Here is a 26,491-nt window from a genome sequence, read left to right on the forward strand (position 1 = left end):
ACGTCCTCCCTTAGTTAAACAGTGTGTAATAGAAGCCTTTATTCGCCAACAGTTCCTTATGGCTACCGGTCTCTACAATCTTTCCTTGATCCATCACAATAATACGCTCTGTCCGCTGCGCAATACTCAGGCGGTGCGCCACAAAAATAATCGTCTTATCGGTCATGGCCATGAGGTTATCGACAATTTTCTTTTCCGTCAGAACATCCAAACTGCTGGTAGCCTCATCCAATATCAAAACCGGAGCCTGAGTCAAAAGAGCACGAGCTAGGGCAATCCGCTGCTTCTGACCGCCAGAGACACCTGCACCATCAGACAGTTCGGTCTGATACCCCAGAGGCATTTGTTCAATATCTGAGCGGATCTCAGCGAGTTCACAAGCTCGGATAATATCTTCCTGAGTTGTACCTTCCTTGGCTCCCAAGGTCAGGTTGTCCATGATGGTCCCACTAAAAACATAAGCCTGTTGAGGAAGGTAGCTGATGTGCTGCCGCAGGGCTGTCTTATCAATAACCTTGAGGTCGTAACCATTGATCCGAGCGATCCCGCGATTGGGCTCATAGAAGTTGACCATCATCTTCGCTAAGGTTGTCTTACCGGAACCGGATGGTCCAACTAAGCTGATTTTAGAGCCCTTCGCTATGGTCAGGTTGATATCTGACAGCGTATCACGGCCATAGCCATACTTGTAGGACAATTTTTCAAAGGAAATATCCCCATCTAAGAAGCTGTCTTCAGAGAGCTCACCATCATTTTCAAACTCGGACTCCACCAGATAAACCTCATTAAGACGGGTATTAGCCACGCGGGCTGATTGGAGCTTGGTTTGCAGGCTGATAATATTTTCAATCGGATTTTGGAAATAAGATAAGAGGGCGTTAAAGGTAATCAGTTGCCCGACAGAAATCTTACCATCCATAACTAACTGAGCCCCGTACCAGAGGATAACTACATTGAGAATGAGCTTGGCACCGCTCTTAAGCGAGGTTTGAATGGCATTCATCTTCTGGAGCCTGAAATTTTTCTCCAAGTAATCGACAAATTCCCCATCGATATTTTGATAACGATTGGTTTCGCTGGTCAAAGATTTGATGGTTTCCATCCCGTTAATATCTTCAATGATAGAAGATGATACCACAGCATTGGCTTCCATGACCTCATGATTCATCTTTTCAAAAGGCTTGAGGAAGGCCGTGATGATAATGGCATAAATCGGGATGGACAGCAAGGTCAAAAGGAAGAGGTGGTTATTTTGCACCAAAAGAACCCCACCGACTACCAATAGCATAGTCACATCTAAGAAAATTGAGAAGATGGTGGACGCTACGGCATTAATAATCTGATTGGCATCAGAAAAACGGGAGGTAATCTCACCGGTCCGCCTCGTCGCAAAGAAGGACATAGGGAGGGTAAAGATATGCTTGATATAAGAAAGAATGACATCGATGACCAGACGCAAACTGAGAACATTGAGCAAGTATTCCTTGGCAAAGCTCATCAGCTGTTGGATGATATAGGTGATGATCAACCCAATAGTGATAATCCCCAGAGTCGAAATCAGTTGGTCTGGAATGTATTCATCCAGCATCCCTTGTAAGTAGTAAGAGCCAACAATATCAATCAGGGTGACAATCAGACTGGCTAGGATGATATAGGTCAGCAGTGCCTTTTGCCGCAGAATAATTGGGACGAAGCTCATCAGACCGTTTTTCTCATCCTTCTTAGGCTGATAGCTTGGAGTCGGCGCCAAAAAGATTGCCAGCCCTGTCCACTCCTCCTGAAAGTCCTTTTTAGACAGGCGAGTGACCTTGACATTGGGATCGGGGTCTCCGATAATCAGGCTGTCCTTTTCATTGGCATAAACCACATAATAATGCTGGAGACGCTTATTCTTGAGCACATGAACGATAAAAGGATAGGTTAAATCTGTGTAGTCAAAAAGGCTCATGTCAGCTTTAATGGAGCGGGTTTCAAAACCGATAGCCTTAGCGGCTTCCACCAGCCCCAGAGCAGTTGTTCCCTGCTTATCTGTCTGAGATAATTCCCGCAGATGTGCCAGAGAATAGTCAGAACCATAGTGCTTAGCTACTGAAGCCAAGGCCGCCGGCCCACAGTCCCTGGTGTCAACCTGAGGAACAAGCTTGTAGCGTCTGCGGAAAAATAGGCTGGAGGAGCCAGAAGCTTTAGCTGCGGATTGAGAAACAGGAGCTGCTCCTCTGGATCTAAAGTAGCGTCTGACAGCCTCTAAAATAATATTAATTGCTATGACAAGCGCTACAATTAAAATAATATAAGTGACTTGTTCTTGTTTCATAAGATTCCTTCCAAAGATACAAGTGCAGAGTATTGCTAAGGTATTTCTACCTTGCTCTACTACGCCAACTACTATGATAGTTAGCTATGCACTTTACTAATTGCGAAACTTCTGTATTTTCGACCGAAGTTTCTTCATGTCGCTAAGCTGTTTAGAGACTCAAAGAATTTTAGAAAATAGACAGCGAAGCATCAAAGCTTCTAGGGCATTTATCTAATTCACAGAGTCGTAGGCGAGGTCAATTTTTCTTACGTTAGGGAGTGGATATAAAAGATTTCGACACCAGAGTGGAAAAGGGGCAAATCAATTTTATTGATAAAATATCTATTTTTCAAAAAAAGATAAGCAATCACTAGAGCATTAGCTATAAGTAATGCATAAATGAAAAGTCTTATTTTATTATTGGGAAACAAAACTAGTAGAATCGGAAATATCAGTATACCTCTTATAATCATGTTAGTAAACCTAGGAAACTGCATCCTGTATACCTCACAGCCTCCATGTACCAACAGATGCACTGGCATACCAAGGACCCCAAAGGTAATACCGCCTACAACGATGCCAGCAACACCAAGAAGTAAACCGCTCCCTTCTGATTTGGAAAGACAAGCAATAAAAGTAGTGAAAAATATCCGATAGAAGAAGCTTCCTCACCACTTTCTTACTATGTTTTATCTTTTCCTTATTTTTTCTAAAATAATTCGTCCTACAATTGCTGATATAGCACCGATGATCATAAGCACAATATACTTCATAATTATTCTCAGTCGCCTCCCTTTATTAAATACCAACTTCCGTTTACAACGGCACCACCAATACCGCCTAAAATTGCGCCAGCTACATAACAAGGAGAGGAATATTCCATAAAAGTTAATTATTGTACAGTTATTTAAATTTTATAATACCTAATTTATAAAAAATTACAGCTAGTACAATGACTGATATAAAAGCAATAATACCAATAATAATATATTTCATATTCCTAATCACACGTAATCAAATATGATGCAGCACCTTCGACTGCTACTGCAATACCACTACCTATTGCACCCGTCCAAGCTCTTTCAGCGGTAGCATCAACAAACTCGCCCCAGCTTCAATACCAGCTAGGCAACTCTTGTCAGCTGCGTTCAAAGTTATCAAAAACCGTCGCGTCCAATGAATGCTACTGTGTTCATAACAATTCTCCTTTAATTTTGCATTTGCTAATATAAATTAACGGTGGTTAGTTTAGCGCAATTATTCTCAGTTGGCAATAACTTTAAGGAGGTTTTAACTAAAGAAAAACAAAGATGACATGTCGCCAAAAAAATTCTGATAATTCGTGTAAAATTATCTGTTATGTAAATAATAATATATCGCCATCACAATCAAATAGAGCAGTAAAGAACCTGAAACACAAAATCTAATTTTTTTGATTTAATACTTTTAAGTCCTTGATCAGCTAAAAAAACATAGCAATAATAACTATTGCATTAATGATATCAATTGGTGTTTTCATTTTAGTCCTTACTTTTGATAAATTATATAGCTATTCTCACATATTAGGTACATCTAACATTTAAAGGAGGCCACCTTTATTGACGCTAGCTCCAAGATAACTAGCTGATACTAAACCAGCCAATCGTTTTCAAGATAAGGCATTCCATATTGATATCCTTATCTCAGATGGCGTACCGAATATATAAATTGAATTTCCAAGTTCAGATCCAATACCTCCGCCAATAGAACTTTCAATAGTCAACTCACTGAATCAGTCACCTTTTAAATTACTCTGGCACCATGATGGAAACAGGGTAGTAACTACTTATGTAAATAAAATGGTGTAGATGGCTAACACTATCATATCCATTATTATTTTCTGATAAAGAGTCTATGATCTTAAAGACTAATTTATAAAGTTTAATTTTAAGTTAGAAACGAATATATTAAATCTCCTACGGTATAAATAGCTACGAGAAACAAAATTGCAAAACAAGCAATTTTTACATTAGAACTTTTGGTATGAGAAGAGACAAATGCCAACATAAAAACACCAAGTAATATTAGAACGGCTGAAATCTTTGACATAAAATAAAATCTCCTTTATTAATGAATCCATCATCATATTTTATTTAAGCAGTATTTCAGCCTGATACTTGTGGAATACATTAATTTATCCCCCCTTAAATTTTTTCCGCTAGTTTAACTGATAGAATAACCTTTTGTCAAATAAGCTTATAATTTAACTCCTGTTTATCTACTTTTTATTAGAATTCTCTATAGTCCACCTGTTTTCATCACCCACTACAGTTGACAAAGAGCCAAAAAAATCCGATTCTTGCACGCTTAAAATCGGATTCTATGCTTATATAGCAGTAGTTAAGCTATTAGAAAGTAGAGGAACAAGTGCTGAAGCACCCATGAAACATACCTAATTAGCTGTAATACTTACCTTTTAAATAAAGGGCTATTACCAGTAAATTTTCTACCAATAGTATAGAAAATACGATAAGCTTAATATTTTTTATCTGTGGAAATAGCATAGGAATAAGTAACATGATAGGATAGCTAGCTAAAACAAACCAGCATAACTTAGGTGACAACATACGCATCTCCTTTTCTTAGGGTAGATTAGATCCATTTACCCCAAGTGTTAACACCGGCTCCAGCTAAACCACCAGTAACGGCGCCAGTTGCTGCTCCACCGATAGCTCCAGCTGCAGCCCCTGAAATTGTTCCAACGATTGGCAAAGTTATTGTTCCAGCAGCTGCTCCAGCAACCCCGCCTGTGAAGAAGCCACCAACTCCACCGCCTACTGCTCCTAAAACACCTAAAAGGACTCCGCCTGCTTCTATCTCAGAAAGGCTATCTGTAGTTGCGACTTCAAAATCTTCAAATGCTAATGAATTCATAAAATTCTCCTTAAATTTGTTAATAGTTTATACTAATAGATATAGTGGTACCAACTCATCTGTTAATATAGGTTCATTTTATTATATTTTTTAGTTTTTTTCAAGATTGATTAAAAAATGTTAGATAGCAGCAATCGTTATGTAAAATAAAACGAATCTTTTAGAAGATTTATCGATAAATTAGAAAAAAGTAATTATCTTACTAAAAACAGTAATAGATTAGGCAGTAGAACCCTGGTAGTTTTTCTTAGGTATAGGTAAAGGCGACAGTAAATTCTTAAGAAATTTACGTTTTAGACTGGCTTTATAATTGGAATATCTGATATCGTTACCAAAGCACAAAAAAATCCGATTCTTGCACGCTTAGAATCGGATTCTACGTTTCTATTTCACTTTCAGTCACTGGCATCACACCTTTCATTTTCTCATAAGGAGGTTAAAGTAACTCAGTATCTCCGTTTTTATAACGACCTAAATTCATCTTTAGCATAAGACCACCTCTTCAACAATATTTAACATGACACTCTACGAAGAAATCTATTTCTTAGTTATACTGGCTTTCTGACAAGCATCTCACCTACAAACTAAGCTTACATCGGGTCTTCATTAAGTATAAACTATTAATATTACATCGGTTTCACCCCTTAAGCTATTTTAGACGACAGCTTAAGTTATCTCCATTTTTATAACGACTCAGGTTAAACTTCAACATAAGCCTTCCTCCGACACTTTGGCAAGTTTTAAAAACTGATGATTAACTACTGTTAGGACTGTGAGCTTCACTTTAAAAATTTTCTTATCACTTTTTCTCAAACTAAAACGAGTAATCAACCATGGATCGAATAATTTTGCTTATTTTCATTAAAACGACTGTCTCCATTTTTGTACCGAGATTTATTCATGTTAATCATTTCTTTCACCACTTAACACAATATCTCATACGAACTAGTGACAATACTTACTGTAAAATTAATCTTTTTTTGCCTACCGTCTAAGGCCTGTCACCGTTCTTGTACCTTGAAATGTTTTGTCTAATCATAGAGAATTCCTCCTTGATTAAGTCTTATCTTGTTTACACTCTTATTATATTGTAAGCGTTTTCTTTTGTCAAGCTTTTATTGCTTTTTTAGTTAATATTTTTGTTATAATTTTTCCTATGAAGAAAAAGCTGAATTTACGTGATTTTGGTATTGAGATGTGGGATCAACCTACGATTTTCGCCTTTAGACGAACCCTCCTAGATTGGTACGACAGAGAAAAACGCGACCTACCTTGGAGACGAACAAAGAATCCTTACTACATTTGGATTTCAGAGACTATGCTGCAACAAACTCAAGTTCAGACAGTAATTCCTTATTACCAACGCTTTTTGGACTTGTTCCCGACTGTAGACGATCTAGCGAGTGCTCCCGAAGAGCGATTGCTCAAGGCTTGGGAGGGGCTAGGATATTACTCTCGTGTTCGTAATATGCAGGTAGCAGCCCAGCAGATCGTGGGGAACTTCGACGGAGAATTTCCGAAGAGCTATGATGAGATTGCCTCCCTAAAGGGGATTGGCCCTTATACTGCAGGGGCTATTGCCAGTATTGCTTTTGATTTACCAGAGCCTGCCGTTGATGGTAATGTTATGCGCGTCATAGCCCGTCTTTTCGAGGTGGATTATGATATCGGCAATCCCAGTAATCGTAAGCTCTTCCAAGCCATTATGGAAGAGCTGATTGATCCCAAGCGTCCTGGAGATTTCAATCAGGCTCTGATGGACCTAGGAACGGATATTGAATCGGCTAAAAATCCCAGACCTGACGAGAGCCCCATCCGAGCTTTTAATGCCGCTTACCTGCACGGCACCTATGATAAATATCCGATTAAATTGCCTAAGAAAAAGCCAAAACCCATGACTTTACAAGCTTTTGTTATCCAAAATGACAAGGGCGAATTTCTCCTTGAGAAAAACCAAAAAGATGGTCTCTTGGCTGGCTTTTGGTCCTTCCCCATCATGGAGACTCAGCTGGTGGGGAAACAACTATCACTCTTCGACAAAACTGACAACCAGGTCCTGGACAGCCTTTCATTGCTAAAGGTTTTCGAGGACGATTACCAAATCAATCCTGTCTGGCAAGAAACCAACTATCCCTTGGTCAAGCACACCTTTAGCCACCAAAAATGGCAGGTCCAGCTCATAGCTGGAAAAGTTGGGAAAGCCCAGTTTTCTAGCTCGCGTGAGCTCCGCTGGGTAGCCCCTGAGGACTTTGAGCATTTTCCTATGGCGACACCTCAGAAAAAAATGATTGACGCCTTTGAGAAGGTACAAGAATAGATGGGACAAGCAACTTAATGTACTGAATTCTGACCATGCAAAAGGACTGGCTCCACTGGAGCTCAGCCCTTTTTTCGGTTTTTCGTAGCTATTTCGATAATAGCCACTTCTTGCTCATCAGTTGGTTGTGACTTAGTCGTTTGCCAATTGTATTTTTTACTGATATAGGCCAGGAGAAACCAGAGGCCTGTTACCGCTCCTTCAAGGACAAACATAGGCACAGCTTTCTTGGCCCCATCTTCCAGACAGGACCTTGTGCCAGTCTGTATTTGCCATAGAGGCCAATCGTCTAGTGACAGCCCCAGATAATCAAAGCGAAGAAACCATTTCCCGAGAAATAACCCTTCCACTCCTTTAGCCGTTCACTTTTAGACGGGCGAAGAATATTGACATAAAAGCTAAAAATGGGGACCACTAGAAGAGCAAGTATTGGAATAAAATAATCACCATCTTTTAGGACTTGAGACAAGATACCCCCTAAGACAATAGTCGTTTCCAAAAATATCACCCAATCTACTATAATTCCAATCCATTCATGTCGCTCAAGAAAACTCTTTTTCCCATCCATAACATAACCTTCATCCTTTCTGAACACTAGTCATTGTCTTAACTGTATCAAAATAAAAAGTCATTTGCGAGTGTCAGTCGAACGCAAAAAAACATAATGATTGAAACCTTTGAGCAGGTGCAGACTTAAAGTGCTATAATAACCCTATTGATATAAAAACACAGGTGCAGTTGGGTAGTCTGCACGCACTTGCGGAATGATCAACTTGGAGAGCTGGCATGTCAGGACTGGAAATTTCCAGCATTAGGCAGCCATCATGCATGGTCATTGCTTTTGTTTATCTTCAACAAGTGTCAGTAACCTTCCCTCCGGTCGTCCCTTATCAAAATATTTATCATTTTTGGAGGGCTGGCATGAAAATGACAGTATTTTTTGACGGCGGTTTCTGGTTTGGTTTGGTTGAATATCAGGACAAACAGCTTGGCTACCAAGCCTTTCGCTATCCCTTTGGCAAGGAGCCCAAGGACAGCGAAATACTTGATTTTGTCTATCGTCACTTGACTGAATTGATGCAAAAACAAGAAAGGCTGGGCTTAGTCAGTGACGAACCAGATACATCTCTTGTGCATAAATCCATCAATCCTAAGCGAATGCAAAGAGAAATTAGCAAGCAGCTGAAACAGCCTGCGCTATCCTCTAAGGCTCAACATGCCATGCAGGCTAGTCATGAGCTGCTGAAACTGGAAAAGAAAGCCTCCAAACGGCAAAAGCGGCAGGAATATAAGGAGAGACAGTTTCAGCTCAAGCAGGAAAAGCGCCGGCAAAAGAAAAAAGGACACTGATTTAGCGTCCCTGTGAGGAACCTTATCAAAGAGGTTCCTTTTGTTTTATTCTGCTACTACCAGCATTGATTTAACAGTTTTGCGATCCGCCATATCTTGATAAGCTTGGTTAATGTCATCTAGGCTATAGGTGTTTGTAAAAACTTTACCTGGATTGATGTCGCCATCCAAAACAGCCTTGAGCAAGATTTGTTTGTCATAGGTTGTAACAGAAGCTGAGCCACCTGCGATTGAGATGTTTTGAGCAAAAGTCGAACCGATGCGATGATCGCCATAATGGGGCACGCCGACAGCGCCGATACGGCCGCCATTATGCAGGACACCGAGAGCTTGCTCAAGTGCCCCTTCTGTACCGACACATTCCAGAGCAACATCTGCCCCGCCGCCAAGAATTTCGCGAACCTTAGCAATACCTTCTTCTCCGCGTTCAGCAACAACAGCAGTTGCACCGGAAGACAAGGCCATTTGTTGACGATCCTCATGACGGCTCATCAGGACAATCTGGGAAGCTCCGCGCATTTTAGCAGCAATAACCGCACATTGACCAACAGCACCATCACCAATAACGACAACCCTATCACCGGGAGCGACACGAGCCACTCGTGCTGCGTGGTAGCCTGTTGGCATAACGTCAGCAAGAGTCAAAAGTGACTTAATCATGCCTTCTGAATAGTCTGATGGCTGACCAGGGATCTTGATGAGAGCCCAGTTAGCATAGTGGAAGCGAAGATATTCAGATTGAAAACCGCCGCCCCAGTTAGTTGGTGCTGGATGGTTATCACAGGTCCCATCAAATCCAGAACGACAAGCATCACATTCGCCACAGCCATGGGTAAATGGTACGATAACAAAATCACCCGGTTTGACATTAATGACATCAGGTCCTACTTCTTGGACGATGCCAAGTGCCTCGTGACCACTGTTTACAGAGCGTTCTTCGCGTTCATCGCCGTGTGAGTATGACCAGAGATCCGAACCACAAACACAAGCACGAACAATTTTAATAATGGCATCATCAGCAGCCTGAATTGTTGGCATTGGTGCGTCTTCAACGATCATTTGACCGGCTTTTTCAAAAATAGCAGTCTTCATTTTTTCTACTCCTTAACTATATTACTTTTATGTAGTGTAGTAGTTTGGCTAACCAAAATTAGATACCTAATATCTATAGATATTCTACTTGCAACACTCAGCAAAAACAGCGAACCTTACGGGAACGCTGCCTTTTAGTTATCCTACTTCAGCTATAATTTGTTTAATTTGATCTTTAGTGTGGACACCTGCTACTTGTTTGACCACTTGACCATCTTTTTTGAAGAGGAGGGTAGGAATTGACATGATGCCAAATTTACGAGCTGTTTCAGGATTTTCATCAACGTCCATTTTAAGCACGCGCAACTCGTCTTCATCATACTCTTCAGACATTTGCTCCAAGATTGGTGATTGCATGCGACAAGGGCCGCACCATGTTGCCCAAAAATCTACAAGGACAAGACCTTGGGCTGTTTCTTCTTCAAAGGTGTTATCTGTTACGACTTCTGCCATAATTAGATCTCCATTTCTTTTGATTATAGTGTCATTCTAACGGAAAAAGATGACTTTGCCAAATATTTGCTACGAGAATTAAACTTCACGACCTAATTGGTAGTTGGTCCCTTTCAAAGCGTGCTTCAGCGACCATTTCCAAGCTTTTCCTTCGATGGTGACCTGATTTTTTTCAAGATCAACAGTAGCTGATTCGACGCCTTTAACTGCTGAAAGTTTGTCAGTGACTGTTTTAGCACAGCCATCACATTTCATTCCTGATACTTGATAGATTTTTGACATAATAAACTCCTTTTATAAGATATTAAGCTGTTAAGCGATTCAAGAGAAAATAGACAAGTTACTGAAGAATCATCAAAGTTTCAAAGAAGCCGAAATTTAGAAGAAGAGTCCAAAATAGCTTTTTTCGATTGATGATGTCTGCTCTGATGATTATAACTTATAACCGTTCTTCTATATTATACCTTTCGATACTTCAATCGAAGACTATTGAGAACTACTGAAACCGAACTAAAGCTCATGGCAAGACCTGCCAGCATAGGATTCAAAAGTGGCCCTCCAAATAAGTACAACACACCCATAGCAACGGGAATAGCTAAAATATTATAGATAAAAGCCCAAAAAAGATTTTCCTTAATAGTTTTAATGGTGGCTTGACTGACCGTCATGGCCTTAGCAACGTCCATTAAATCAGGCTTCATCAGCACAACATCGGCTGATTCAATAGCGATATCAGTCCCAGCCCCCATGGCTAAGCCAACATCAGCTGTTGCTAAAGCTGGTGCATCATTGATACCATCACCGACCATGGCGACTTTTTTACCTTGAGCTTGTAAATCACTGATTGTTTGGGCTTTTTGATCAGGAAGCACTTGGCTAATCACGTGGTCAAGTCCTGCCTTTCGAGCAATAGCTTGTGCCGTTTGCTCATTATCTCCTGTTAACATAACGAGATCAAAGCCACGTTCTTTAAGCTGGCTCAAAGCTTCTTGACTGTCTGGCTTAAGCTGATCAGCCACTCCTAATAACCCCATTAACTGTCCTTGACTGGCAGCGTAGATTGGGGTCTGTCCTTGCTGTGTCAACAAATCAAAATCAGAGCGAGCTGGGGTGAGATCAATAGAGGCCTGCTCCATCAGATTTTTATTACCAATTAACCATTCTTGCTCATTGATTTGGCCTTTAAGTCCAAAACCAGCTAGGTTCTCAAACTGCTCTACATCTAATAACTGAAGCTGGTCTTCTTTAGCCTTAGCAACGATTGCTGAACTGATAGGATGACTAGAATTGGCCTCTAGACTAGCTATGACAGTCAGTAAAGATGCCTGATCTAAATCGCCTGCATAGTTGTAAACCGATAGCAGTTCTGGCTTCCCTTGGGTCAGCGTTCCTGTCTTGTCAAAAACAATGGTATCAACTTGATGAACTAATTCAAGACTATCACCAGATTTGAAAAGAATACCATGTTCAGCTGCCAGGCCTGTCCCAACCATGATTGCAGTCGGTGTTGCCAGCCCCAGAGCACAAGGACAAGCTATCACTAAAACACTAACGGCCACAGTCAAAGCAAAAGTAAAGGACTCTCCACCGATGAAGAACCAAACCAGACCTGTCACAAAGGCGATTCCCATGACAATCGGTACGAAAACGCCTGAAACCTGATCGGCAATTTTAGCAATCGGTGCCTTGGTTTCTTGTGCTTCCTCAACCAATTGAATAATCTGTGAAAGCAGGGTATCTTTGCCCAATTTTTCAGCCTGAACGGTTAGAACTCCCTGACTATTGATAGAACCACCATAAACCTGATCACCAACAGTTTTTTCAACGGGGATAGATTCCCCTGTCAGCATGGACTCATCAATTGACGATTGACCAGTTACTATTTGACCGTCGACTGGAATTTTTTCACCTGGTTTAACTAAAACGCGATCACCAATGACCAATTCCTCAATAGGCAACAGTATTTCCTGATTATTTCGGATCACCAAGGCTTCTTTGGCCGAAAGGTGCATGAGCTTTTTAATCGCTTCAGAGGTACGGCCCTTAGAAAGGGTTTCAAAAAATTTTCCGAGAGTAATCAGTGTCAAAATAACCGCAACAGACTCAAAATAAAGTTGATGAATGTAGTGGTGATGTCCCAAAATCACATGGTAGGTACTGTAAAGACTGTAAAGAAGGGCTGCGCTGGTTGCTACTGCAACTAGGCTATCCATATTAGGATGGGCCTTGCTCAGAGATTTAAATCCTGATCTGTAAAAGTGCCAGCCCAATACCATAACTGGTACTGTTAATAGAAGCTGACTCAGAACAAAAACCAGCGGATGAGAGTGATGATCTACAATCTGCGGCAGGGGCAGTCCTACCATACTTCCCATTGATATATATAAGAGAGGGAGGGTAAAGATTGCAGACCAAATCAAGCGAATTTTCATACCAGCAAGACGCTGTAGTTCCCGCTCTTCTTGACTAGCATCTTTCTTTTCATCAAACACATGGGCACTGTAACCCGAGTCTGCAACCGCTTTTGCTATCTGATCAGCATCCAATTGTTCTTGATCATAGGTCACTGACATCTTTTCGGTAGTTAAATTAACAGCGCAACTTTCCATACCTCTTAATTTTTTAACAGCTCCTTCGACTGTAGCAGCACAAGCGGCACAGACCATCCCATCAACAACATAAGTCTCTTTAACCATGAGATCACCTCCTTACCAATCTATTAGGCTGCACCAGTTTCATGACAGCGGCACTGACCAGGCGTGCAGTCACAGGTTACCTCAGTAACGGCCTGTTTCGCAGACAAGATATCCTGCAGCGTCTTGATATCTTGCGCCGTCATGGGTGTTTCTCCTAGCAATTTTCCCAAAAGGCCTGTATGCTTAGTGACACAAATCTTATCCAGCTCCCCCTTCAGGCAGGCTAGGTTTGCATCATCTTCTGATACTTCTGTCCAATAAAGATAGCTGCGTCCCTCGCGGCGGCTAAGCAAAATGCCCTTATCAACTAAACGGCCAATCAAAGTCTTGATAGTGGACTCTGACCAATCCTTTTTACTAGCCAAAACAGCGATAATCTGTTTACTAGTGACCCGACCTTTTGTCCAGACGACTCGCAGGACTTCCCATTCTGCATTTGAAATCATATCAGCCTCCTTCAAAATTTCTTCATCTACAATTGTAGATATATTATAACAGAGTTGTTTACAAATGTAAACCAAAATGACCTGCAAGAAATAAGTTATCTGGGTTCCCTAACGGTCAGTTTTCAATTTTTAACTGTGGCCACTTAGATTGCCAATTTTTCTGAGCTAAACGGTCATGATAAACAGTCATTCTATCTTTATCTATTTGAAAATGAGGGGTGGGTCTAATCTTAAAAGATAGAATATCCTCTATCCCATAGGGCAAAAATAATTCTATGTGTTGGTCGTTGTCAAGCCTAGCCCCAATTGCTGTGCATCTCTCAGGATATTTGCTAATGGCATCTTTGGAACTAGTATAGGGGCGAGTGTTAGGACTATGGCTATGCATAACTGCTTGATTTCTCAGCTCCCAATTATAAGTTGGATGCTCTTTGCGGAGTCGCTTTTCTATTTCTAATGTCTCTTCATAGGTTATAGTCTGATCAAAGAAAACAACATCAACATCTGTCTCTTTATCAAAAGCTGGATAACCAGATAATTTGTTCCAGACAAAATTTCGTAAGGTTCCTGCTGCCAGCCATGCATCTGAAAGTCCCAGCTGATCTATGATCGTTAAAATTCTCACGATATCCGAATCTCTTTCAAATAACTCCTTTATATCCATTCTATTCTCCTACCTATCCTCAATTGGCTACTGAATACAAGTATAAAATAAAAGACTGATAACAGCACAAAAAAACGAACAAAGTTAGTTTTCTAATGCTGAAAATTCTAATTTTGCTCGTTTTTTGATTTTTGTATCAAGAGACAGGAATTGCTGATAAATGATCTCACAATGAAAATGGTTTTATGAGAGTTGGACAGAAATCGGTAAATCCACCATAAAATAGCGACTTCATTTTTCTTCGCACTTCCATTTTAAGGTTCGAATGGAAATAGATTGCTATCCCCTGCGCAGTTTCATTAAGCTACAGCAAGATTTTTTGTCTCAATGCCCCACATTCATAACTACTGCCAACCACTATAGCGAATTGGCTGTCTCTCTCAGTCTCTAACTATTTATTTCTTACTTTCCAAATCGCGCAACATCTGGTCAATCTTATTACCATAGGCAATAGATTCATCTTTGATGAAAGTTAAATCTGGAATTTTATACATTTGGAGATTCTTACCAAGTTCCCGTTTAATAGTTCCCTTGGCCTTTTCTAGACCCGTTTGGGCTTTTTGATTATCCGAAGCTAGGTCACTCATAATGGTGTAGTAGACCTTAGCCATGGATAAGTCTCCTAGCATTTGGACATCGGTGATGGTTACACCAGAGACACGGGGATCACGAACCTTCTTTTGCAGAATTTCATTGACTTCCCGCTTAATCTCCATTCCAACCCGATCGGTACGAAATGAATTGGCCATGCGCTCACTCCTTCTTTCTTCGTATAGCAAGAGGCTTAGCGCTCAATTTCTTCCATGATATAGGCTTCAATAGTATCATCCACTTTAATATCATTATAGCCTTCAATCATGAGACCGCCTTCTTGAGCGTTACCAATTTCTTTGACATCATCTTTGAAGTGACGCAAGCTGGCTAACTTCCCATCGTAGATAACAACACCATCACGAATAACTCGGACGCTAGAGTCACGAGTGACTTTACCACTGGTAACCATGAATCCACCGATAGTACCGACCTTAGATACTTTGAATGTTTCACGGATAATAGCCTCACCCATGATTTTTTCTTCGTATTCAGGATCCAGCATACCCTTCATGGCATCTTCAATTTCTTCGATAACCTTATAGATAATGCTGTGAAGACGAATTTCAACTTCATCACTTTCAGCTTGAGCACGAGCCTGCGGAGTAGGGCGAACATTGAAACCAATAACAACCGCATCAGAAGCCTCAGCCAGAGTAATATCAGATTCATTGATGGCACCGACAGCCGAGTGAACGATGGTAACTTTGGCACCTTCCACTTCAATCTTTTGAAGAGAGGTAGCTAAGGCTTCAACAGAACCTTGCACATCAGCCTTGATAATCACATTAACAGACTTAACTTCACTATCTTTCAGAGTATCAAAGAGATTTTCTAAGCTGACGCGATGATTAACTTGACGTTGTTTGAGTAGAGCCCGTTTAGCCCGTTCTTCACCAGCTGCCCGAGCAGCTTTTTCGTCTTCATAGACGGCGAAATGATCACCAGCCATAGGCGCTTCATTAAGCCCAGTGATAGAAACTGGCGTAGATGGCAAGGCAGTCTTAACACGGCGCCCCAAATCATTAGCCATAGCACGAACTCGGCCAAAGGTATTGCCCGCAACGATTGGATCTTGGACGTGCAGCGTTCCTTGTTGAACCAAGAGGGTAGCCACAGCACCTTTTCCTTTATCCAGACGGGCTTCAATAACGGTACCGATAGCACGAACGGTTGGATCTGCCTTGAGCTCTTCCAATTCTGCAACCAGAAGGACAGTTTCTAAGAGCTCATCAATATTTTGACCAAATTTAGCCGAAATTTCAACGAATTCTGACTCACCGCCCCAAGCTGTCGAGATAACCCCATGTTCGGCCAATTCACCGATAACTCGTTCAGGATTGGCTCCTGGCTTATCAATCTTATTGATGGCTACAATAATTGGGACGCCAGCAGCCTTGGAGTGATTGATAGCTTCGATGGTCTGTGGCATAACCCCATCATCCGCAGCGACGATCAAGATCGTGATATCAGTAACAGAGGCACCACGCGCACGCATTGAAGTAAAGGCCGCGTGTCCTGGAGTATCTAGGAAGGTGATCTTCTTACCGTTGGCATCAATCTGATAAGCCCCGATATGTTGGGTAATACCACCAGCTTCACCCGTAGCAACACGAGAATTGCGCAGGGTATCCAGTAAGGTTGTTTTACCATGGTCAACGTGTCCCATAATTGTTACAACTGGAGCCCGTTCAACTAACTGGTCTTCATTGAGATAGTCATCATCGACAAAGAAACGCTCGATGTCGGCATCGTCAACTTCAACCTTTTTCTTAGGCTCGATACCATAATCTACCATCAAAAGCTCAATTGTTTCTGCATCCAAGGATTGATTTTGTGTGGCCATTACGCCCATCATAAAGAGCTTTTTAACAATTTCAGCAGGTTCGCGTTTGATACGTTTTGCGATATCTGCAACTGTCATACCTTCAGTATATTCAAATTCCTTAGGCAACTCATGGAATTTACGCTCGGTGACTGGCTTTGGAGCCACATCCTTATTGCGGTTATTCTTCCCTTTTTTCTTCTTATGATTCCAATTACTATTTCTTTGATTTCTCACTTGATTTTGATTATTCCACTTCTTATTTCTGCTTTGTTTTGGTCCATCTTCATTCTTATGTGAAAAGTCACGTGATTTGTCTGAACGATTGGATTTCTTGCGGCGAGTATCCTTAGCTGGGGCTGGCTTAGAAGCGACTGCTGCTGGAGCAGGGGCCACTTGAGTTGGTTTAGCAGGCTGATCCTGAACTTGATCTTGGGCTGTTCGTTTATTTTTACGAGCTTCTTCTTGTTGGCGCGCCATCGCTGCCTTATTTTCTTGCTCTTGGCGGAAACGAACTTCACTTTGGCGCGAATATTCTGCATTTTGTTCGGCCTTAAGCGCAGCAGCTCTAGCTTTGAAATCAATCCGTGGGCCTTGATTGGTCTGATTGCGATTGTTTCTTTGATCATTACGATTACCTGAACGATTGTCGCGATCACGACGGCGATCATTATTGCGACGATCACCACGGCTATTCTGCTTACCTTTGTTTCCTTGATTTTGTCGACGCTCTGCTTCTGCCTTAGCCTTAGCTTCACGTTCTGCTTTAAAATTACGAATTTTGGGCTTTGACTTGGCAGTTGGTTTAACCTGAGCAGCTTTTTCTGAGGCTGGTTTGGTCCCTTGAGCTGGCTTAGCTTCTGCTTCAGACTTAGCTGATTGATTCGACTTAGCCGTAACCTTACTGTCAGCTTGGTCAGCCTTTGGCGTTACTGCTTTTGGGGCTTGGGGCTTGGCAGCCGATGAAAAACTACTGACAATGCGTTTGGCATCGGTATCTTCTACGCTAGAAGCGTGGCTCTTAACATCCAAACCTAAACTCTTAGCCTTTTCCACCACATCTTTACTTGGTTTGCCGAGTTCTTTGGCAATTTCGTACAATCTTTTCTTAGACAAATCATGTCCTCCTATTCTTTTAGTTCATAAGAGTCCTCATTTTCTTTGCAAATCCAGCGTCAGTCACGGCCAAAACTTTTCTGGAGCGACCGATGGCAACGCTTAATTCCAGTGATGAAAACACTGTGGAGACTTCTATATCATAATATTGACATTTATCAGTTACTTTTTTGGTCAAATTTGGAGCAGCATCATTTGCCAGAAAAACTAATCTGGTCTGATGCTTCTGGATAGCCTTGATGACCAAGCCTTCACCAGAGATAAGTGCTCCGGCTCGCTGAGCTAGACCCAATAGATTTGATAATTTCTCTAAACTAGTCAAGGCCCAACTCTCTCCTTTTGACCTTGTGATCCACATAAGCAATCAATTCATCGTAGAATTCTTCGGGAATAGTCATAGAAAAACTATGGTTAAAAACCCGCTTTTTCTTGGCCAACTGGGCTTCCTCATTATCTAGTTTGATATAGGCTCCTCGACCGTTTTGCTTACCTGTTGGATCAATGAAAACTTGACCTTCCTTATTTTTAACAATTCTAAGGAGATCTCTCTTGTCAATCACTTGACCTGAAACAACTGATTTTCTTAAAGGTATTTTTCTTGTTTTAGCCATAAAACACCTTCCTTAACTTCTTATTCTGCTTCTGCTGACTCAGCTTGGGTCAGTTCAGCATCAAGGTTAGCCCGAGCAACTTCTTCTGCTTGTACTTGGTCAACTGTTTCCAAATTTGTATCTTCCACCAAGTCATCAGCCTCAGTTTCATAAGCTTCTTCTGCTTCCATGGCCGCTTCGTATTCTGTCGCTGACTTAATATCGATACGATAACCAGTCAGGTGAGCGGCTAGACGAACATTTTGACCACGACGGCCGATTGCCAATGACAGTTTGTTGTCTGGAACAACCACCGTAGCGTGCTTGCTATTTTCATCATCGAAGATAACATAATCTACTTCCGCTGGCGCAATTGCATTATAGATAAATTCAGCTGGATCTTCTTCCCATTGAATAACGTCGATATTTTCTTCGACAGGAACAGCTAAACCTGACTTAGGATCTAGGCGAACTGGATGGAACTTGCTGACAACTTTCTTGATATTAGCACCGCCGCGACCAACGATCGTTCCGATAGCATCCACATTAGGGTTGTGACTGCGAACCGCAACTTTGGTGCGATCCCCAGCTTCCCGAGAGACACTCATGATTTCAACAGTACCATCAAAAACTTCAGGAATTTCTTGCTCCATGATACGTTTGATGAATTGCGGATGGCTCCGACTAACGAAAACATTGACACCGCGAGGATTGTTTTCCACCTTGTAAACATAGACTTCAATACGATCATGGGATTTGAATGTCTCGCCAGGAATTTGGTCTTGATGAGACAGCTGGGCTTCTATCGAGCCTAGGTTGACATAGATGAAGCGTTGATCGAAACGTTCAACCGTTCCAGTCATGATTTCACCTTCATGCTCTTTGTACTCATTGTAGGTGATTTCCCGCATCTGACGGCGCATTTTTTCCATGATGGTTTGCTTAGCAGATTGGGCAGCGACACGACCGAATTCTTTAACGGATTCTTCAAAACGAATCTTGTCACCCAGCTCATAAGCTGAACTGATCTTGAGGGCATCCACTAGGCTGATTTCCAGACGGCTGTCAAAAACTTCTTCGACAACTTCACGCACGCTATAGACTTGAAAATCCCCTGTCTTCTCATTAAATTCGACCTCACAACTGTCAGATTGACCATAGCGACGTTTGTAAGCAGATTTAAGTGACTCAGTCACTGCATCAATAATGTCGTTTTTGTCGATATGTTTTTCTTCTTCCAGAACACGGAAGGCTTCTAGCATTTCTTTGCTCATAAGTGTTTTTATCCGCCGATCGGCGGAACTTCTATCCTTTCTATGTTTTTCAATACGCACTTGGATTTTTGGAACATCCAAAAATGATAAACTATCTTGACTTGGCTGTATCCAGACTCACTAGAAAGCTTGTAGGTCAGCTGACTCGTTCCTGATCAATCCGACTAAAGCTTAACAGCCAAACGAGCTTTAGCAACTGTCGAGTAAGGGATTTCTACTTGCCTTTTGCGAGTCTTATCCAGATATTCCAGAGTTAAATTTTGACCATCAAAATCTAGCAGCTCTCCCTCAAAAACTTTGACCTTATCAATGGCTTTGTACAGGCTGACATTGACGTAGGAACCGATAGCTGCCTTGAGACTTTCGGCCGTTTTCAGAGGCCGTTCTAAACCAGGGCTAGAAATTTCCAGCATATACTGGCTTGGAAAGGGGTCAGGCTTGATGGTATCTAAGAGCGGACTGATGATATCTGTCAGCTCAGCGGTATCATCTACCGTAATCCCTTCTGGCTTATCCACCAGAATGGACAAAACATAATCAGCCCCCATCTTTTCATACACTACATCAACCAATTCGAAAGGCTCTGGAATAGCAGGAGCAACGACCTGAGTAACTGTATCAATAAGCGTTTGATTAGCGATAGCAACTACCTCTACTTTCTAGTTTTTACTTAAAATAATACCAACAAAGGTCTATACATAGCTAAGAGGCGAAGTCATTCAACTCCGCCCCTTTCTGTATTATTTTCTATAGTGTAGCACATCAATCCTCTAATTGCAAGGGATTAGTTGCTTTTTAGCGATTTTTGGGAGAAAGTCACCTTTCCAATATGGTTAAGTTTCTTATTCCCCACAGAAATATTTCTTCGCCAACCTGCCTTTGTCTCTAAGGAGAGGAGGGGATTCGAACCCCCGAGCCCCGTTAAGGACTACACGCTTTCCAAGCGTGCGCACTCGGCCACTATGCGACCTCTCCGTAATAAATGCCACACGAGTGACATTATAACATGAATTAACAATTTTTCAAAATGATTTTTTTTCATTAAACTCTGGATAAACATCTTTAAGAAATGCTTCTTAATTTCTGAAGCTAAGCCTTGGTAGCTCAACCGACTACCGAACTTATCACCGCAATTACAAATCTAAAATCTCGCCTCTACCCGATAGATAACCTGACCTTTGGTGGAAAATTTCTTTTCATACTCTGTCATGACATTGTTTTGAAAATCACTGGCATGGAGGTCCAGCCAAACCTGTTTAAGGACCATACCATATTGAGAGAAACTGGCTAAGCTGTATTCAAAGAGACCACGGTTATCGGTTTTGAAGTGAATCTCACCATGTTCAGGCAAAATCTGTTTGTAGGTATCTAAGAAGGTCTTATAGGTCAGACGGCGCTTGGCATGCTTTTTCTTAGGCCAAGGGTCTGAGAAATTAAGATAGAGTAAGTCAATCTCCCCATCTGTAAAATAATTTGTCAAGCTGGAACCATCAACTTGCAGGAGGCGAATATTTTCTGCTCCACTAGCCAGCACCTTGTCCAAAGCATAGCTGAGTACTGAAACTTGAATGTCAATCCCGATATAGTTGATATCAGGGTTCTGTAAGGCCATTCCTGTAATGAAGGCCCCTTTACCAGAACCAACTTCAATATGAATCGGCTTATCATTGCCAAAAATTTCCTGCCATTTTCCTTTGGCATTCTCGGGATTTACAATCACGTAATGAGGGTGATTGGCTAGATGCTCTTCGGCACCTTTACGTCTTCTAACTCGCATCTAATTCTTTCCAAGAACATCACGGAACTTCCGCAAATCATAAATTTCCTGATTAACGTGTTCCATATCATTTTCATCGTAACATTTAAGAATTTGGGTCAGGTAGGACAGTTGGCCAAACCAAGCCACCTTTGCCATAACCAAATCATTGGTCTTGTACCCATAATAGCTCAGCCATTCATTCCAGTGTGTATAAGGAATGTAGTGGCTGAGCATATAAGCCACATCATACATGCGGTCGGTCAAGCGAACGGAGTCCCAGTCTACCAAATAGATTAGACCGCTAGTTGTGATGACCCAATTGCTGTGGCGCAAATCACCGTGGACAATCGTAGCCTTGTCTTGGTCAAATTCCGGCAGATTATCTTTCAATTCCTTGGCAATAGATTGCAAGAAGGAGTTGGCTCGCAATTGCTCAGGAACACTATTTTCCCAGTCCACAACCAAATCATAAGGCTTTTCGATCCGGTAGTTGAGCTGCATGAGCTGGTTAACTAGAGTCCTCGAGCGGTGCATTCGCAGAAGAATTTGAATGATTTGTTTGCTAGTCATATCCTGCTTATTGAGAATTCGACCATTGAGCCATTCTTGAGCACTCATGACATCTCCATTAGACATACGTTTAGCCCAAAGGAGCTGAGGAGCGATTTGTTCTTTGGCTAAGGCAGCCAGAATCGGGGTCGTATTCATTTTGACAAAAACTCGGTCGCCGTTGGGATAGGTTCCCACATAGGCCTTACCGCTCTTGCCCCGCAAGGGTTTTAGCGTTAAATCTGAATCAGTTGTAGCCAAATTTCTTTCCTCCATGTATTTTCTTTATCTAGGATCCCCTGCCACTAGGTTAGTGGGGGCTATTAATTGCTCTCTTATTTTACTGGTTTTATCCAGCCTAGTCAATATTAAGCAAGACTGTTTTTAGGCTCACTCAAGCAAATAATTTATTCAACTTATAAGGCAGGTAGACCTCAACCAGCAGGAGGCTGATTCCTAGCAGGAGGCCCATATTCTGCCATGAAAAGGCAAAAATGAGCAAGGCAGTCCCTTCAAGCAGAACCAGACCATAGAGAATTCCACGCAGCACCTGCTTGAGATTGATCTTTTTCAAGCTCGTTCCTAAAGGGAAGAGATGAGTTAAATATTGATAATCATAATGCTTGGCCAAGGCCAGCAGTTGAAAGAGCAGGAGATAATTAAAAATCAGGGTCAAGGCCAGAGCAACCAACTTCGCCTTGACGAAAACCAAACTGAGCAGGCTGAGAAACAAGAGCCGCAAGGTTAAGGCCAGATAATCTCCACTGCGTAAATAGGCCCGCAGATAAAGATTGGACCAGAGCTTAGACTGTCTCTTCGCCAGACCAGCTAGGAAGAAATCCAAGTAGGCCCGCCGCTTTGTTTGACTGGAAATTCCCTTAACATTAGTAAAAAGAGAATAAAATTTTAGAATGGCTTGTTTTCGTCCCTGTTCTTGAGCTAAGGTTTCTTCCCAATTTAATTTTTCTCCCACAAGGAGTTTTCGACTTTTAAAAAGGACTAGGGTTCCCTTGATGACCAGCATCATCACCAACAGAGTTACAAAGCCTAGTTTCGACAAACCTAAGACCAAAAAGAGAGGAGCTAGAATCAGCAAGAAGAAGGTTTGCAGACTTCCCCAAACCAGAAAACTACGCCATCTGGCCTGCTTGATTTGGGCAATTAAGTCATCTTCCTGAGTTAATAAGAAAACCTGATCAGCTGGCTCTAAATAAGTTGCAACACGTCCCAACCAGAGCAAGATTAAGCTGACTATTATCAAGCCAGCGATGATAGGCCAATGATTTTTGGGAAAATGCTTAAGTAAATTGCTATATTGATAGAGGATGAAGCCCAAAAGAAAAATTAGTACCAAAACAAAATGGTCATTGAGGACATAACGAAGGTACTTAAGGCACTGCTGATTGAAGTCGAAGCGACGTTTGGCAAATACTTCTTTCATATTAGACCTCTTTTGTCAAAGCCATGTAGATGTCATTGAGGCTGGCATCTGCTTGACTAAAGTTAGCTCGTAAATCCTCCAAAGTCCCCTGAGCCCTAATTCTTCCTTGGTGGAGGATGATAAAGCTATCGCACATCTTTTCAGCCGAATCCAAAACGTGCGTGGACATGAGGATGGAAGCACCCTTAGCTTTTTCCTCCTCTAAAAGATCAATCAAATCATTGATGGCAACCGGATCTAATCCTAAGAAAGGCTCATCTACAATCAAGAGCCTAGGCTCCACGATAAAGGCACAGATAATCATGACTTTCTGTTTCATTCCCTTAGAAAAATTAACTGGGAACCAGTCCAATTTATCATCCAAACGAAAGATTTTGAGGAGCTTTTGAGCCCTATCCAATGCCTTATCAAGTGGAATATCGTAAGCCATAGCCACCGTTTCTAGGTGCTCTTTTAGGGTCAGTTCTTCGTAGAGGCTGGGCGTTTCAGGGATAAAGCCAATCTTTTTCCGATAGGCCTCCTTATCCTGAGCTAAGCTGAGGTCATCAATAGTAATAATTCCCTGATAAGGGGTCAGAAGGCCGATAATTTCCTTGATAGTCGTTGATTTTCCGGCCCCATTAAGGCCAATAAGACCGACCAATTGACCATCAGGAACCTCAAAAGAAATCTCTTTTAAGACAGGGATATTGCGGTAGCCCCCTGTCATTTTGTCTATTTTTAACATAACGTTCTCTTCTAAATTTTGATATAATCATTATATCAAAAACTTGATAACCTTTGGGGTTTATCCCCTTTTGAAGCCGATAGAAAAGCGGAGGAAAAACATGTCTGATTGTATTTTTTGTAAAATCATCGCCGGAGAGATTCCCTCATCAAAGGTCTATGAAGACGATAAAGTTCTAGCCTTCTTGGATATTTCTCAAACGACTAAGGGGCATACTTTGGTTATTCCCAAGGAGCACGTTCGCAATGTGTTAGAAATGTCTGACCAGACTGCAGCTAATGTTTTTGCCCGTCTACCTAAACTAGCTCGAGCAGTCAAGGCAGCGACTGGGGCTAAGGGGCTCAATATTCTCAACAACAATGAAGAGATTGCTGGTCAAAGCGTCTTCCACGCCCATATCCATATCATCCCCCGTTACAGCAGTCAAGATGAAATTGCTATCACATTTACCGAACACGAACCTGACTTCGATGCTCTCGGTCGCTTGGCTCAAGATATTGCAAAAGAGGTGCAAGCATGAAAATCACCCATATAGCTATGCTTGGCCTTGCAGCCTTTGCCAGCTACAAAGCCTATCAAAATCGAGACAAAATCAGGGCAGACTTTGCAGAAACCCTAACAGCATTTGACAGAGCTCAGGTGGATTCTGAAATTATCCAAGATCAGCTGCAAATCATTGCCCAGCAAGCTAATTTAATCCATGACTATAAGAAGGACTTGACCTATAAATTCAAGCTCATTAACAAGGAAGCTCAAGCCCGTCTCAATGAAATCAATCAAAGAATGGAAAGCTGGCGGTCTGGTCAAGACCAAGTTTAATGGTGTTCTGACAGAAGACCTAAAATTCCCGCCTCATGTTAACTATTATTTTAGATAGAAAGTTTGGCGCAGTGCTTGGTAATTCTTATCTGGGACGTATTCTCATTTTCCCTATTGTGCACAAAAAGGCAGCTCGATCGAGCTGCCTTTTATTCGTTTATATCCAAAGAAATTCAAAAATAGATAAGTCGGAGCCTTAGTTAAATCCGCTGCTGGATCTAACTAAGGTCCTCACTAACTCACCTACCACAATAACATCGAGCGCTACGAATCGTACCGTGACAACATGCAGGCTGAACTTTGGTAGAGCAATTACCCAATCAATGATGTATCCGACACCAAAGAGTCTTAATAGCTAGCCGTACCGCTATTATAGACATCATTACCGCCGGCTGTACCAGAGCCGCCAGACGGCGCTGGAGCGTAACCACCAGTATTGCCCCCAGCACCGCTGTCACTATAGCCATCGACAGCACCATTGTTCCCGCCAGCTGCTCCCGAATCATAGCTACTGTAACCACTGCTGTAGTCACTCGTTTCTGAACCACCAGAAACATCCGAATAGCCTTCGCCATAGATGGTCTCGTAGAGAATCGCATTGGTCTTCAGGGTTTCCTTAGTTCCTTCTTTTCGGCCTAACTGTTTTTTAATGCGATTTTGAATCTTAAGAATACCTTTCACATCTGCCAACTGGTAAGAACCACCATTGATCATAGCATCCGTTCCTTTAAGTTGATAGGTCTTAACATGCCCAATAGCATCTTTGTAGCCCAAGAGATTACCCAAATTATCCGTTGATAGGTCAATGTCAGTCTGCATATTTTTGCTGACCGCCTTAAGAATCTTTTGATAGTTACCTACACTGCTTCCCATGTCTAACAATTTAGACACTACTTTCTGAATAACTTCACGCTGACGCTTCTGCCGACCATAATCCCCTTCAGGATCATCGTATCGCATTCGGGCATAAACTAAAGCCTGATGACCGTTAATATGATGGGTTCCAGGCTCAACCTTCGCTGTGTACTCAGGTTCATTCTCTTCAATTGAGATAGGAAAATCAAAATTATTGGTAACCTTAATGCCGCCAACAGCATCCACTAAGTCAACTAAGCCCTGCATGTTGACCTGCATATAGTAATCAATATCAATATCAAGGAGGCCACTGATAACCGATAAGGCCTCCTTGGTACCACCGTTAGCATAGGCCGCATTCAGCTTTGCCTGCTCTTCTTGGCTAGAGTCATCTGCTAGGTTAACCAGAACATCCCGCTCCAAGCTGGTCATGGTCGTCTGATTGGTCTTGGGATTGACTGTGACCAAAATCATGGTATCACTGTTTCCTTCCCAAGTCTCTTTACGTTGATTATCGCCAGTATCAACCCCCATTAAGAGAATTGAAAAAGGCTTAGTTTGCTCAATAGCAGAACTATTTTTCCCAAATTGCTTGAAGGTTTTTCCCAACTGGTTATTGGAAAAATTAAGGGCATTTCCTGTATAGACAAGCACTGCGACAAAGGTTGTTACAAAAATTGTTAACAACATCAAAAGTATTTTTCTTCCAAGTTTCATA

25 protein-coding genes and 1 tRNA gene are annotated in these 26,491 nt (G+C 41.7%); 4 read left to right on the forward strand and 22 right to left on the reverse strand.

What is annotated here, in order from left to right; translation table 11 throughout:
* Positions 1 to 10: 10 nt before the first annotated feature.
* A complete protein-coding gene (locus tag ACFSN5_RS08945) occupies positions 11 to 2,314 on the reverse strand; it encodes a peptide cleavage/export ABC transporter (RefSeq protein ID WP_165213258.1) in 2,304 nt (767 codons plus the stop codon).
* Positions 2,315 to 4,927: 2,613 nt separating this feature from the next.
* Complete coding sequence (locus ACFSN5_RS08950; protein WP_165213256.1) at positions 4,928 to 5,209, reverse strand: bacteriocin; 282 nt, start codon at positions 5,207 to 5,209, stop codon at positions 4,928 to 4,930.
* 1,156 nt (positions 5,210 to 6,365) lie between these two features.
* Between ACFSN5_RS08950 and mutY the strand changes: the two genes are divergently transcribed.
* Positions 6,366 to 7,526, forward strand: coding sequence for an A/G-specific adenine glycosylase (gene mutY, locus ACFSN5_RS08955; protein ID WP_346773321.1), 1,161 nt, complete (start codon positions 6,366 to 6,368; stop codon positions 7,524 to 7,526).
* 62 nt (positions 7,527 to 7,588) lie between these two features.
* On the opposite strand, the gene ACFSN5_RS08960 is transcribed toward mutY, so the two are convergent.
* Together ACFSN5_RS08960 and ACFSN5_RS08965 are read right to left on the reverse strand one after the other, a co-directional pair.
* Positions 7,589 to 7,741 carry a hypothetical protein gene (locus ACFSN5_RS08960; RefSeq protein ID WP_165213254.1) on the reverse strand — a complete coding sequence of 51 codons (153 nt, stop codon included), beginning with the start codon at positions 7,739 to 7,741 and terminating at the stop codon, positions 7,589 to 7,591.
* Positions 7,742 to 7,815: 74 nt separating this feature from the next.
* The gene (locus ACFSN5_RS08965; protein ID WP_165213252.1) at positions 7,816 to 8,094 is read right to left on the reverse strand and encodes a hypothetical protein; all 279 of its coding nucleotides are present in this window, start codon (positions 8,092 to 8,094) and stop codon (positions 7,816 to 7,818) included.
* A 353-nt stretch (positions 8,095 to 8,447) separates the two neighbouring features.
* Here ACFSN5_RS08965 and ACFSN5_RS08970 point away from each other — a divergent pair, with 353 nt between their 5' ends.
* Positions 8,448 to 8,876 carry a YjdF family protein gene (locus ACFSN5_RS08970; protein ID WP_165213261.1) on the forward strand — a complete coding sequence of 143 codons (429 nt, stop codon included), beginning with the start codon at positions 8,448 to 8,450 and terminating at the stop codon, positions 8,874 to 8,876.
* A gap of 45 nt (positions 8,877 to 8,921) precedes the next feature.
* Here the strand turns inward: ACFSN5_RS08970 and ACFSN5_RS08975 are convergent, their stop codons facing one another.
* From ACFSN5_RS08975 to ACFSN5_RS09055, 17 genes are all read right to left on the reverse strand, one after another.
* Entirely contained in the window at positions 8,922 to 9,968 is a 1,047-nt protein-coding gene (locus tag ACFSN5_RS08975; protein WP_165213250.1) for an alcohol dehydrogenase catalytic domain-containing protein, read from the reverse strand.
* Between the two features lie 138 nt (positions 9,969 to 10,106).
* Positions 10,107 to 10,421 carry a thioredoxin gene (gene trxA / locus ACFSN5_RS08980; protein WP_165213248.1) on the reverse strand — a complete coding sequence of 105 codons (315 nt, stop codon included), beginning with the start codon at positions 10,419 to 10,421 and terminating at the stop codon, positions 10,107 to 10,109.
* A gap of 78 nt (positions 10,422 to 10,499) precedes the next feature.
* Positions 10,500 to 10,703, reverse strand: coding sequence for a copper chaperone CopZ (copZ, locus tag ACFSN5_RS08985; RefSeq protein ID WP_165213246.1), 204 nt, complete (start codon positions 10,701 to 10,703; stop codon positions 10,500 to 10,502).
* A 176-nt stretch (positions 10,704 to 10,879) separates the two neighbouring features.
* Positions 10,880 to 13,117 carry a heavy metal translocating P-type ATPase gene (locus ACFSN5_RS08990; RefSeq protein WP_398600671.1) on the reverse strand — a complete coding sequence of 746 codons (2,238 nt, stop codon included), beginning with the start codon at positions 13,115 to 13,117 and terminating at the stop codon, positions 10,880 to 10,882.
* A gap of 23 nt (positions 13,118 to 13,140) precedes the next feature.
* Positions 13,141 to 13,563 carry a CopY/TcrY family copper transport repressor gene (locus ACFSN5_RS08995; RefSeq protein ID WP_398600673.1) on the reverse strand — a complete coding sequence of 141 codons (423 nt, stop codon included), beginning with the start codon at positions 13,561 to 13,563 and terminating at the stop codon, positions 13,141 to 13,143.
* 115 nt (positions 13,564 to 13,678) lie between these two features.
* On the reverse strand, positions 13,679 to 14,227 hold the full coding sequence (locus tag ACFSN5_RS09000) for a nucleotidyltransferase family protein (protein ID WP_165213240.1): 549 nt from the start codon (positions 14,225 to 14,227) through the stop codon (positions 13,679 to 13,681).
* 395 nt (positions 14,228 to 14,622) lie between these two features.
* Positions 14,623 to 14,976 carry a 30S ribosome-binding factor RbfA gene (gene rbfA / locus ACFSN5_RS09005; protein ID WP_165213238.1) on the reverse strand — a complete coding sequence of 118 codons (354 nt, stop codon included), beginning with the start codon at positions 14,974 to 14,976 and terminating at the stop codon, positions 14,623 to 14,625.
* A 35-nt stretch (positions 14,977 to 15,011) separates the two neighbouring features.
* Positions 15,012 to 17,759: a translation initiation factor IF-2 gene (gene infB, locus ACFSN5_RS09010; RefSeq protein WP_398600676.1), complete on the reverse strand. Its 2,748-nt coding sequence runs from the start codon at positions 17,757 to 17,759 to the stop codon at positions 15,012 to 15,014.
* Between the two features lie 19 nt (positions 17,760 to 17,778).
* Complete coding sequence (locus ACFSN5_RS09015) at positions 17,779 to 18,081, reverse strand: YlxQ-related RNA-binding protein (protein WP_398600678.1); 303 nt, start codon at positions 18,079 to 18,081, stop codon at positions 17,779 to 17,781.
* Positions 18,074 to 18,370, reverse strand: coding sequence for an RNase P modulator RnpM (gene rnpM, locus ACFSN5_RS09020; RefSeq protein WP_165213232.1), 297 nt, complete (start codon positions 18,368 to 18,370; stop codon positions 18,074 to 18,076). The genes ACFSN5_RS09015 and rnpM overlap by 8 nt, the downstream gene beginning before the upstream one ends.
* 20 nt (positions 18,371 to 18,390) lie before the next feature.
* The gene (gene nusA, locus ACFSN5_RS09025; protein WP_398600680.1) at positions 18,391 to 19,623 is read right to left on the reverse strand and encodes a transcription termination factor NusA; all 1,233 of its coding nucleotides are present in this window, start codon (positions 19,621 to 19,623) and stop codon (positions 18,391 to 18,393) included.
* Positions 19,624 to 19,787: 164 nt separating this feature from the next.
* A complete protein-coding gene (rimP, locus tag ACFSN5_RS09030; RefSeq protein WP_165213260.1) occupies positions 19,788 to 20,264 on the reverse strand; it encodes a ribosome maturation factor RimP in 477 nt (158 codons plus the stop codon).
* Positions 20,265 to 20,511: 247 nt separating this feature from the next.
* Positions 20,512 to 20,598 (reverse strand) — tRNA-Ser (locus ACFSN5_RS09035).
* 166 nt (positions 20,599 to 20,764) lie between these two features.
* Complete coding sequence (trmB, locus tag ACFSN5_RS09040; protein ID WP_165213228.1) at positions 20,765 to 21,400, reverse strand: tRNA (guanosine(46)-N7)-methyltransferase TrmB; 636 nt, start codon at positions 21,398 to 21,400, stop codon at positions 20,765 to 20,767.
* A complete protein-coding gene (ccrZ, locus tag ACFSN5_RS09045) occupies positions 21,401 to 22,207 on the reverse strand; it encodes a cell cycle regulator CcrZ (RefSeq protein WP_398600683.1) in 807 nt (268 codons plus the stop codon). It lies immediately after the preceding gene.
* Positions 22,208 to 22,325: 118 nt separating this feature from the next.
* Positions 22,326 to 23,372, reverse strand: a complete 1,047-nt coding sequence (locus tag ACFSN5_RS09050) for an ABC transporter permease (protein ID WP_165213224.1) — start codon at positions 23,370 to 23,372, stop codon at positions 22,326 to 22,328.
* 1 nt (position 23,373) lies between these two features.
* On the reverse strand, positions 23,374 to 24,099 hold the full coding sequence (locus ACFSN5_RS09055) for an ABC transporter ATP-binding protein (protein ID WP_165213222.1): 726 nt from the start codon (positions 24,097 to 24,099) through the stop codon (positions 23,374 to 23,376).
* A gap of 100 nt (positions 24,100 to 24,199) precedes the next feature.
* Here ACFSN5_RS09055 and ACFSN5_RS09060 point away from each other — a divergent pair, with 100 nt between their 5' ends.
* Positions 24,200 to 24,619, forward strand: coding sequence for an HIT family protein (locus ACFSN5_RS09060; protein WP_165213220.1), 420 nt, complete (start codon positions 24,200 to 24,202; stop codon positions 24,617 to 24,619).
* Entirely contained in the window at positions 24,616 to 24,918 is a 303-nt protein-coding gene (locus tag ACFSN5_RS09065) for a hypothetical protein (RefSeq protein ID WP_165213218.1), read from the forward strand. Before ACFSN5_RS09060 ends, ACFSN5_RS09065 begins: the two co-directional genes overlap by 4 nt.
* 348 nt (positions 24,919 to 25,266) lie before the next feature.
* Here the strand turns inward: ACFSN5_RS09065 and brpA are convergent, their stop codons facing one another.
* Positions 25,267 to 26,490, reverse strand: coding sequence for a glycopolymer--peptidoglycan transferase LytR (gene brpA / locus ACFSN5_RS09070; RefSeq protein WP_398600687.1), 1,224 nt, complete (start codon positions 26,488 to 26,490; stop codon positions 25,267 to 25,269).
* Between the last annotated feature and the right edge of the window lies 1 nt (position 26,491).

Source organism: Streptococcus tangpeifui (genome assembly GCF_044503215.1).
GTDB lineage: Bacteria > Bacillota > Bacilli > Lactobacillales > Streptococcaceae > Streptococcus > Streptococcus tangpeifui.

Excerpts from the sequence above, each read along its gene's own strand:
- ACFSN5_RS08945 (WP_165213258.1), bottom strand. The coding sequence starts at position 2,314 with ATGAAACAAGAACAAGTCACTTATATTATTTTAATTGTAGCGCTTGTC.
- ACFSN5_RS08950 (WP_165213256.1), bottom strand. The coding sequence starts at position 5,209 with ATGAATTCATTAGCATTTGAAGATTTTGAAGTCGCAACTACAGATAGC.
- mutY (WP_346773321.1), top strand. The coding sequence starts at position 6,366 with ATGAAGAAAAAGCTGAATTTACGTGATTTTGGTATTGAGATGTGGGAT.
- ACFSN5_RS08960 (WP_165213254.1), bottom strand. The coding sequence starts at position 7,741 with ATGTTTGTCCTTGAAGGAGCGGTAACAGGCCTCTGGTTTCTCCTGGCC.
- ACFSN5_RS08965 (WP_165213252.1), bottom strand. The coding sequence starts at position 8,094 with ATGGATGGGAAAAAGAGTTTTCTTGAGCGACATGAATGGATTGGAATT.
- ACFSN5_RS08970 (WP_165213261.1), top strand. The coding sequence starts at position 8,448 with ATGAAAATGACAGTATTTTTTGACGGCGGTTTCTGGTTTGGTTTGGTT.
- ACFSN5_RS08975 (WP_165213250.1), bottom strand. The coding sequence starts at position 9,968 with ATGAAGACTGCTATTTTTGAAAAAGCCGGTCAAATGATCGTTGAAGAC.
- trxA (WP_165213248.1), bottom strand. The coding sequence starts at position 10,421 with ATGGCAGAAGTCGTAACAGATAACACCTTTGAAGAAGAAACAGCCCAA.
- copZ (WP_165213246.1), bottom strand. The coding sequence starts at position 10,703 with ATGTCAAAAATCTATCAAGTATCAGGAATGAAATGTGATGGCTGTGCT.
- ACFSN5_RS08990 (WP_398600671.1), bottom strand. The coding sequence starts at position 13,117 with ATGGTTAAAGAGACTTATGTTGTTGATGGGATGGTCTGTGCCGCTTGT.
- ACFSN5_RS08995 (WP_398600673.1), bottom strand. The coding sequence starts at position 13,563 with ATGATTTCAAATGCAGAATGGGAAGTCCTGCGAGTCGTCTGGACAAAA.
- ACFSN5_RS09000 (WP_165213240.1), bottom strand. The coding sequence starts at position 14,227 with ATGGATATAAAGGAGTTATTTGAAAGAGATTCGGATATCGTGAGAATT.
- rbfA (WP_165213238.1), bottom strand. The coding sequence starts at position 14,976 with ATGGCCAATTCATTTCGTACCGATCGGGTTGGAATGGAGATTAAGCGG.
- rnpM (WP_165213232.1), bottom strand. The coding sequence starts at position 18,370 with ATGGCTAAAACAAGAAAAATACCTTTAAGAAAATCAGTTGTTTCAGGT.
- nusA (WP_398600680.1), bottom strand. The coding sequence starts at position 19,623 with ATGAGCAAAGAAATGCTAGAAGCCTTCCGTGTTCTGGAAGAAGAAAAA.
- trmB (WP_165213228.1), bottom strand. The coding sequence starts at position 21,400 with ATGCGAGTTAGAAGACGTAAAGGTGCCGAAGAGCATCTAGCCAATCAC.
- ccrZ (WP_398600683.1), bottom strand. The coding sequence starts at position 22,207 with ATGGAGGAAAGAAATTTGGCTACAACTGATTCAGATTTAACGCTAAAA.
- ACFSN5_RS09050 (WP_165213224.1), bottom strand. The coding sequence starts at position 23,372 with ATGAAAGAAGTATTTGCCAAACGTCGCTTCGACTTCAATCAGCAGTGC.
- ACFSN5_RS09055 (WP_165213222.1), bottom strand. The coding sequence starts at position 24,099 with ATGTTAAAAATAGACAAAATGACAGGGGGCTACCGCAATATCCCTGTC.
- ACFSN5_RS09060 (WP_165213220.1), top strand. The coding sequence starts at position 24,200 with ATGTCTGATTGTATTTTTTGTAAAATCATCGCCGGAGAGATTCCCTCA.
- ACFSN5_RS09065 (WP_165213218.1), top strand. The coding sequence starts at position 24,616 with ATGAAAATCACCCATATAGCTATGCTTGGCCTTGCAGCCTTTGCCAGC.
- brpA (WP_398600687.1), bottom strand. The coding sequence starts at position 26,490 with ATGAAACTTGGAAGAAAAATACTTTTGATGTTGTTAACAATTTTTGTA.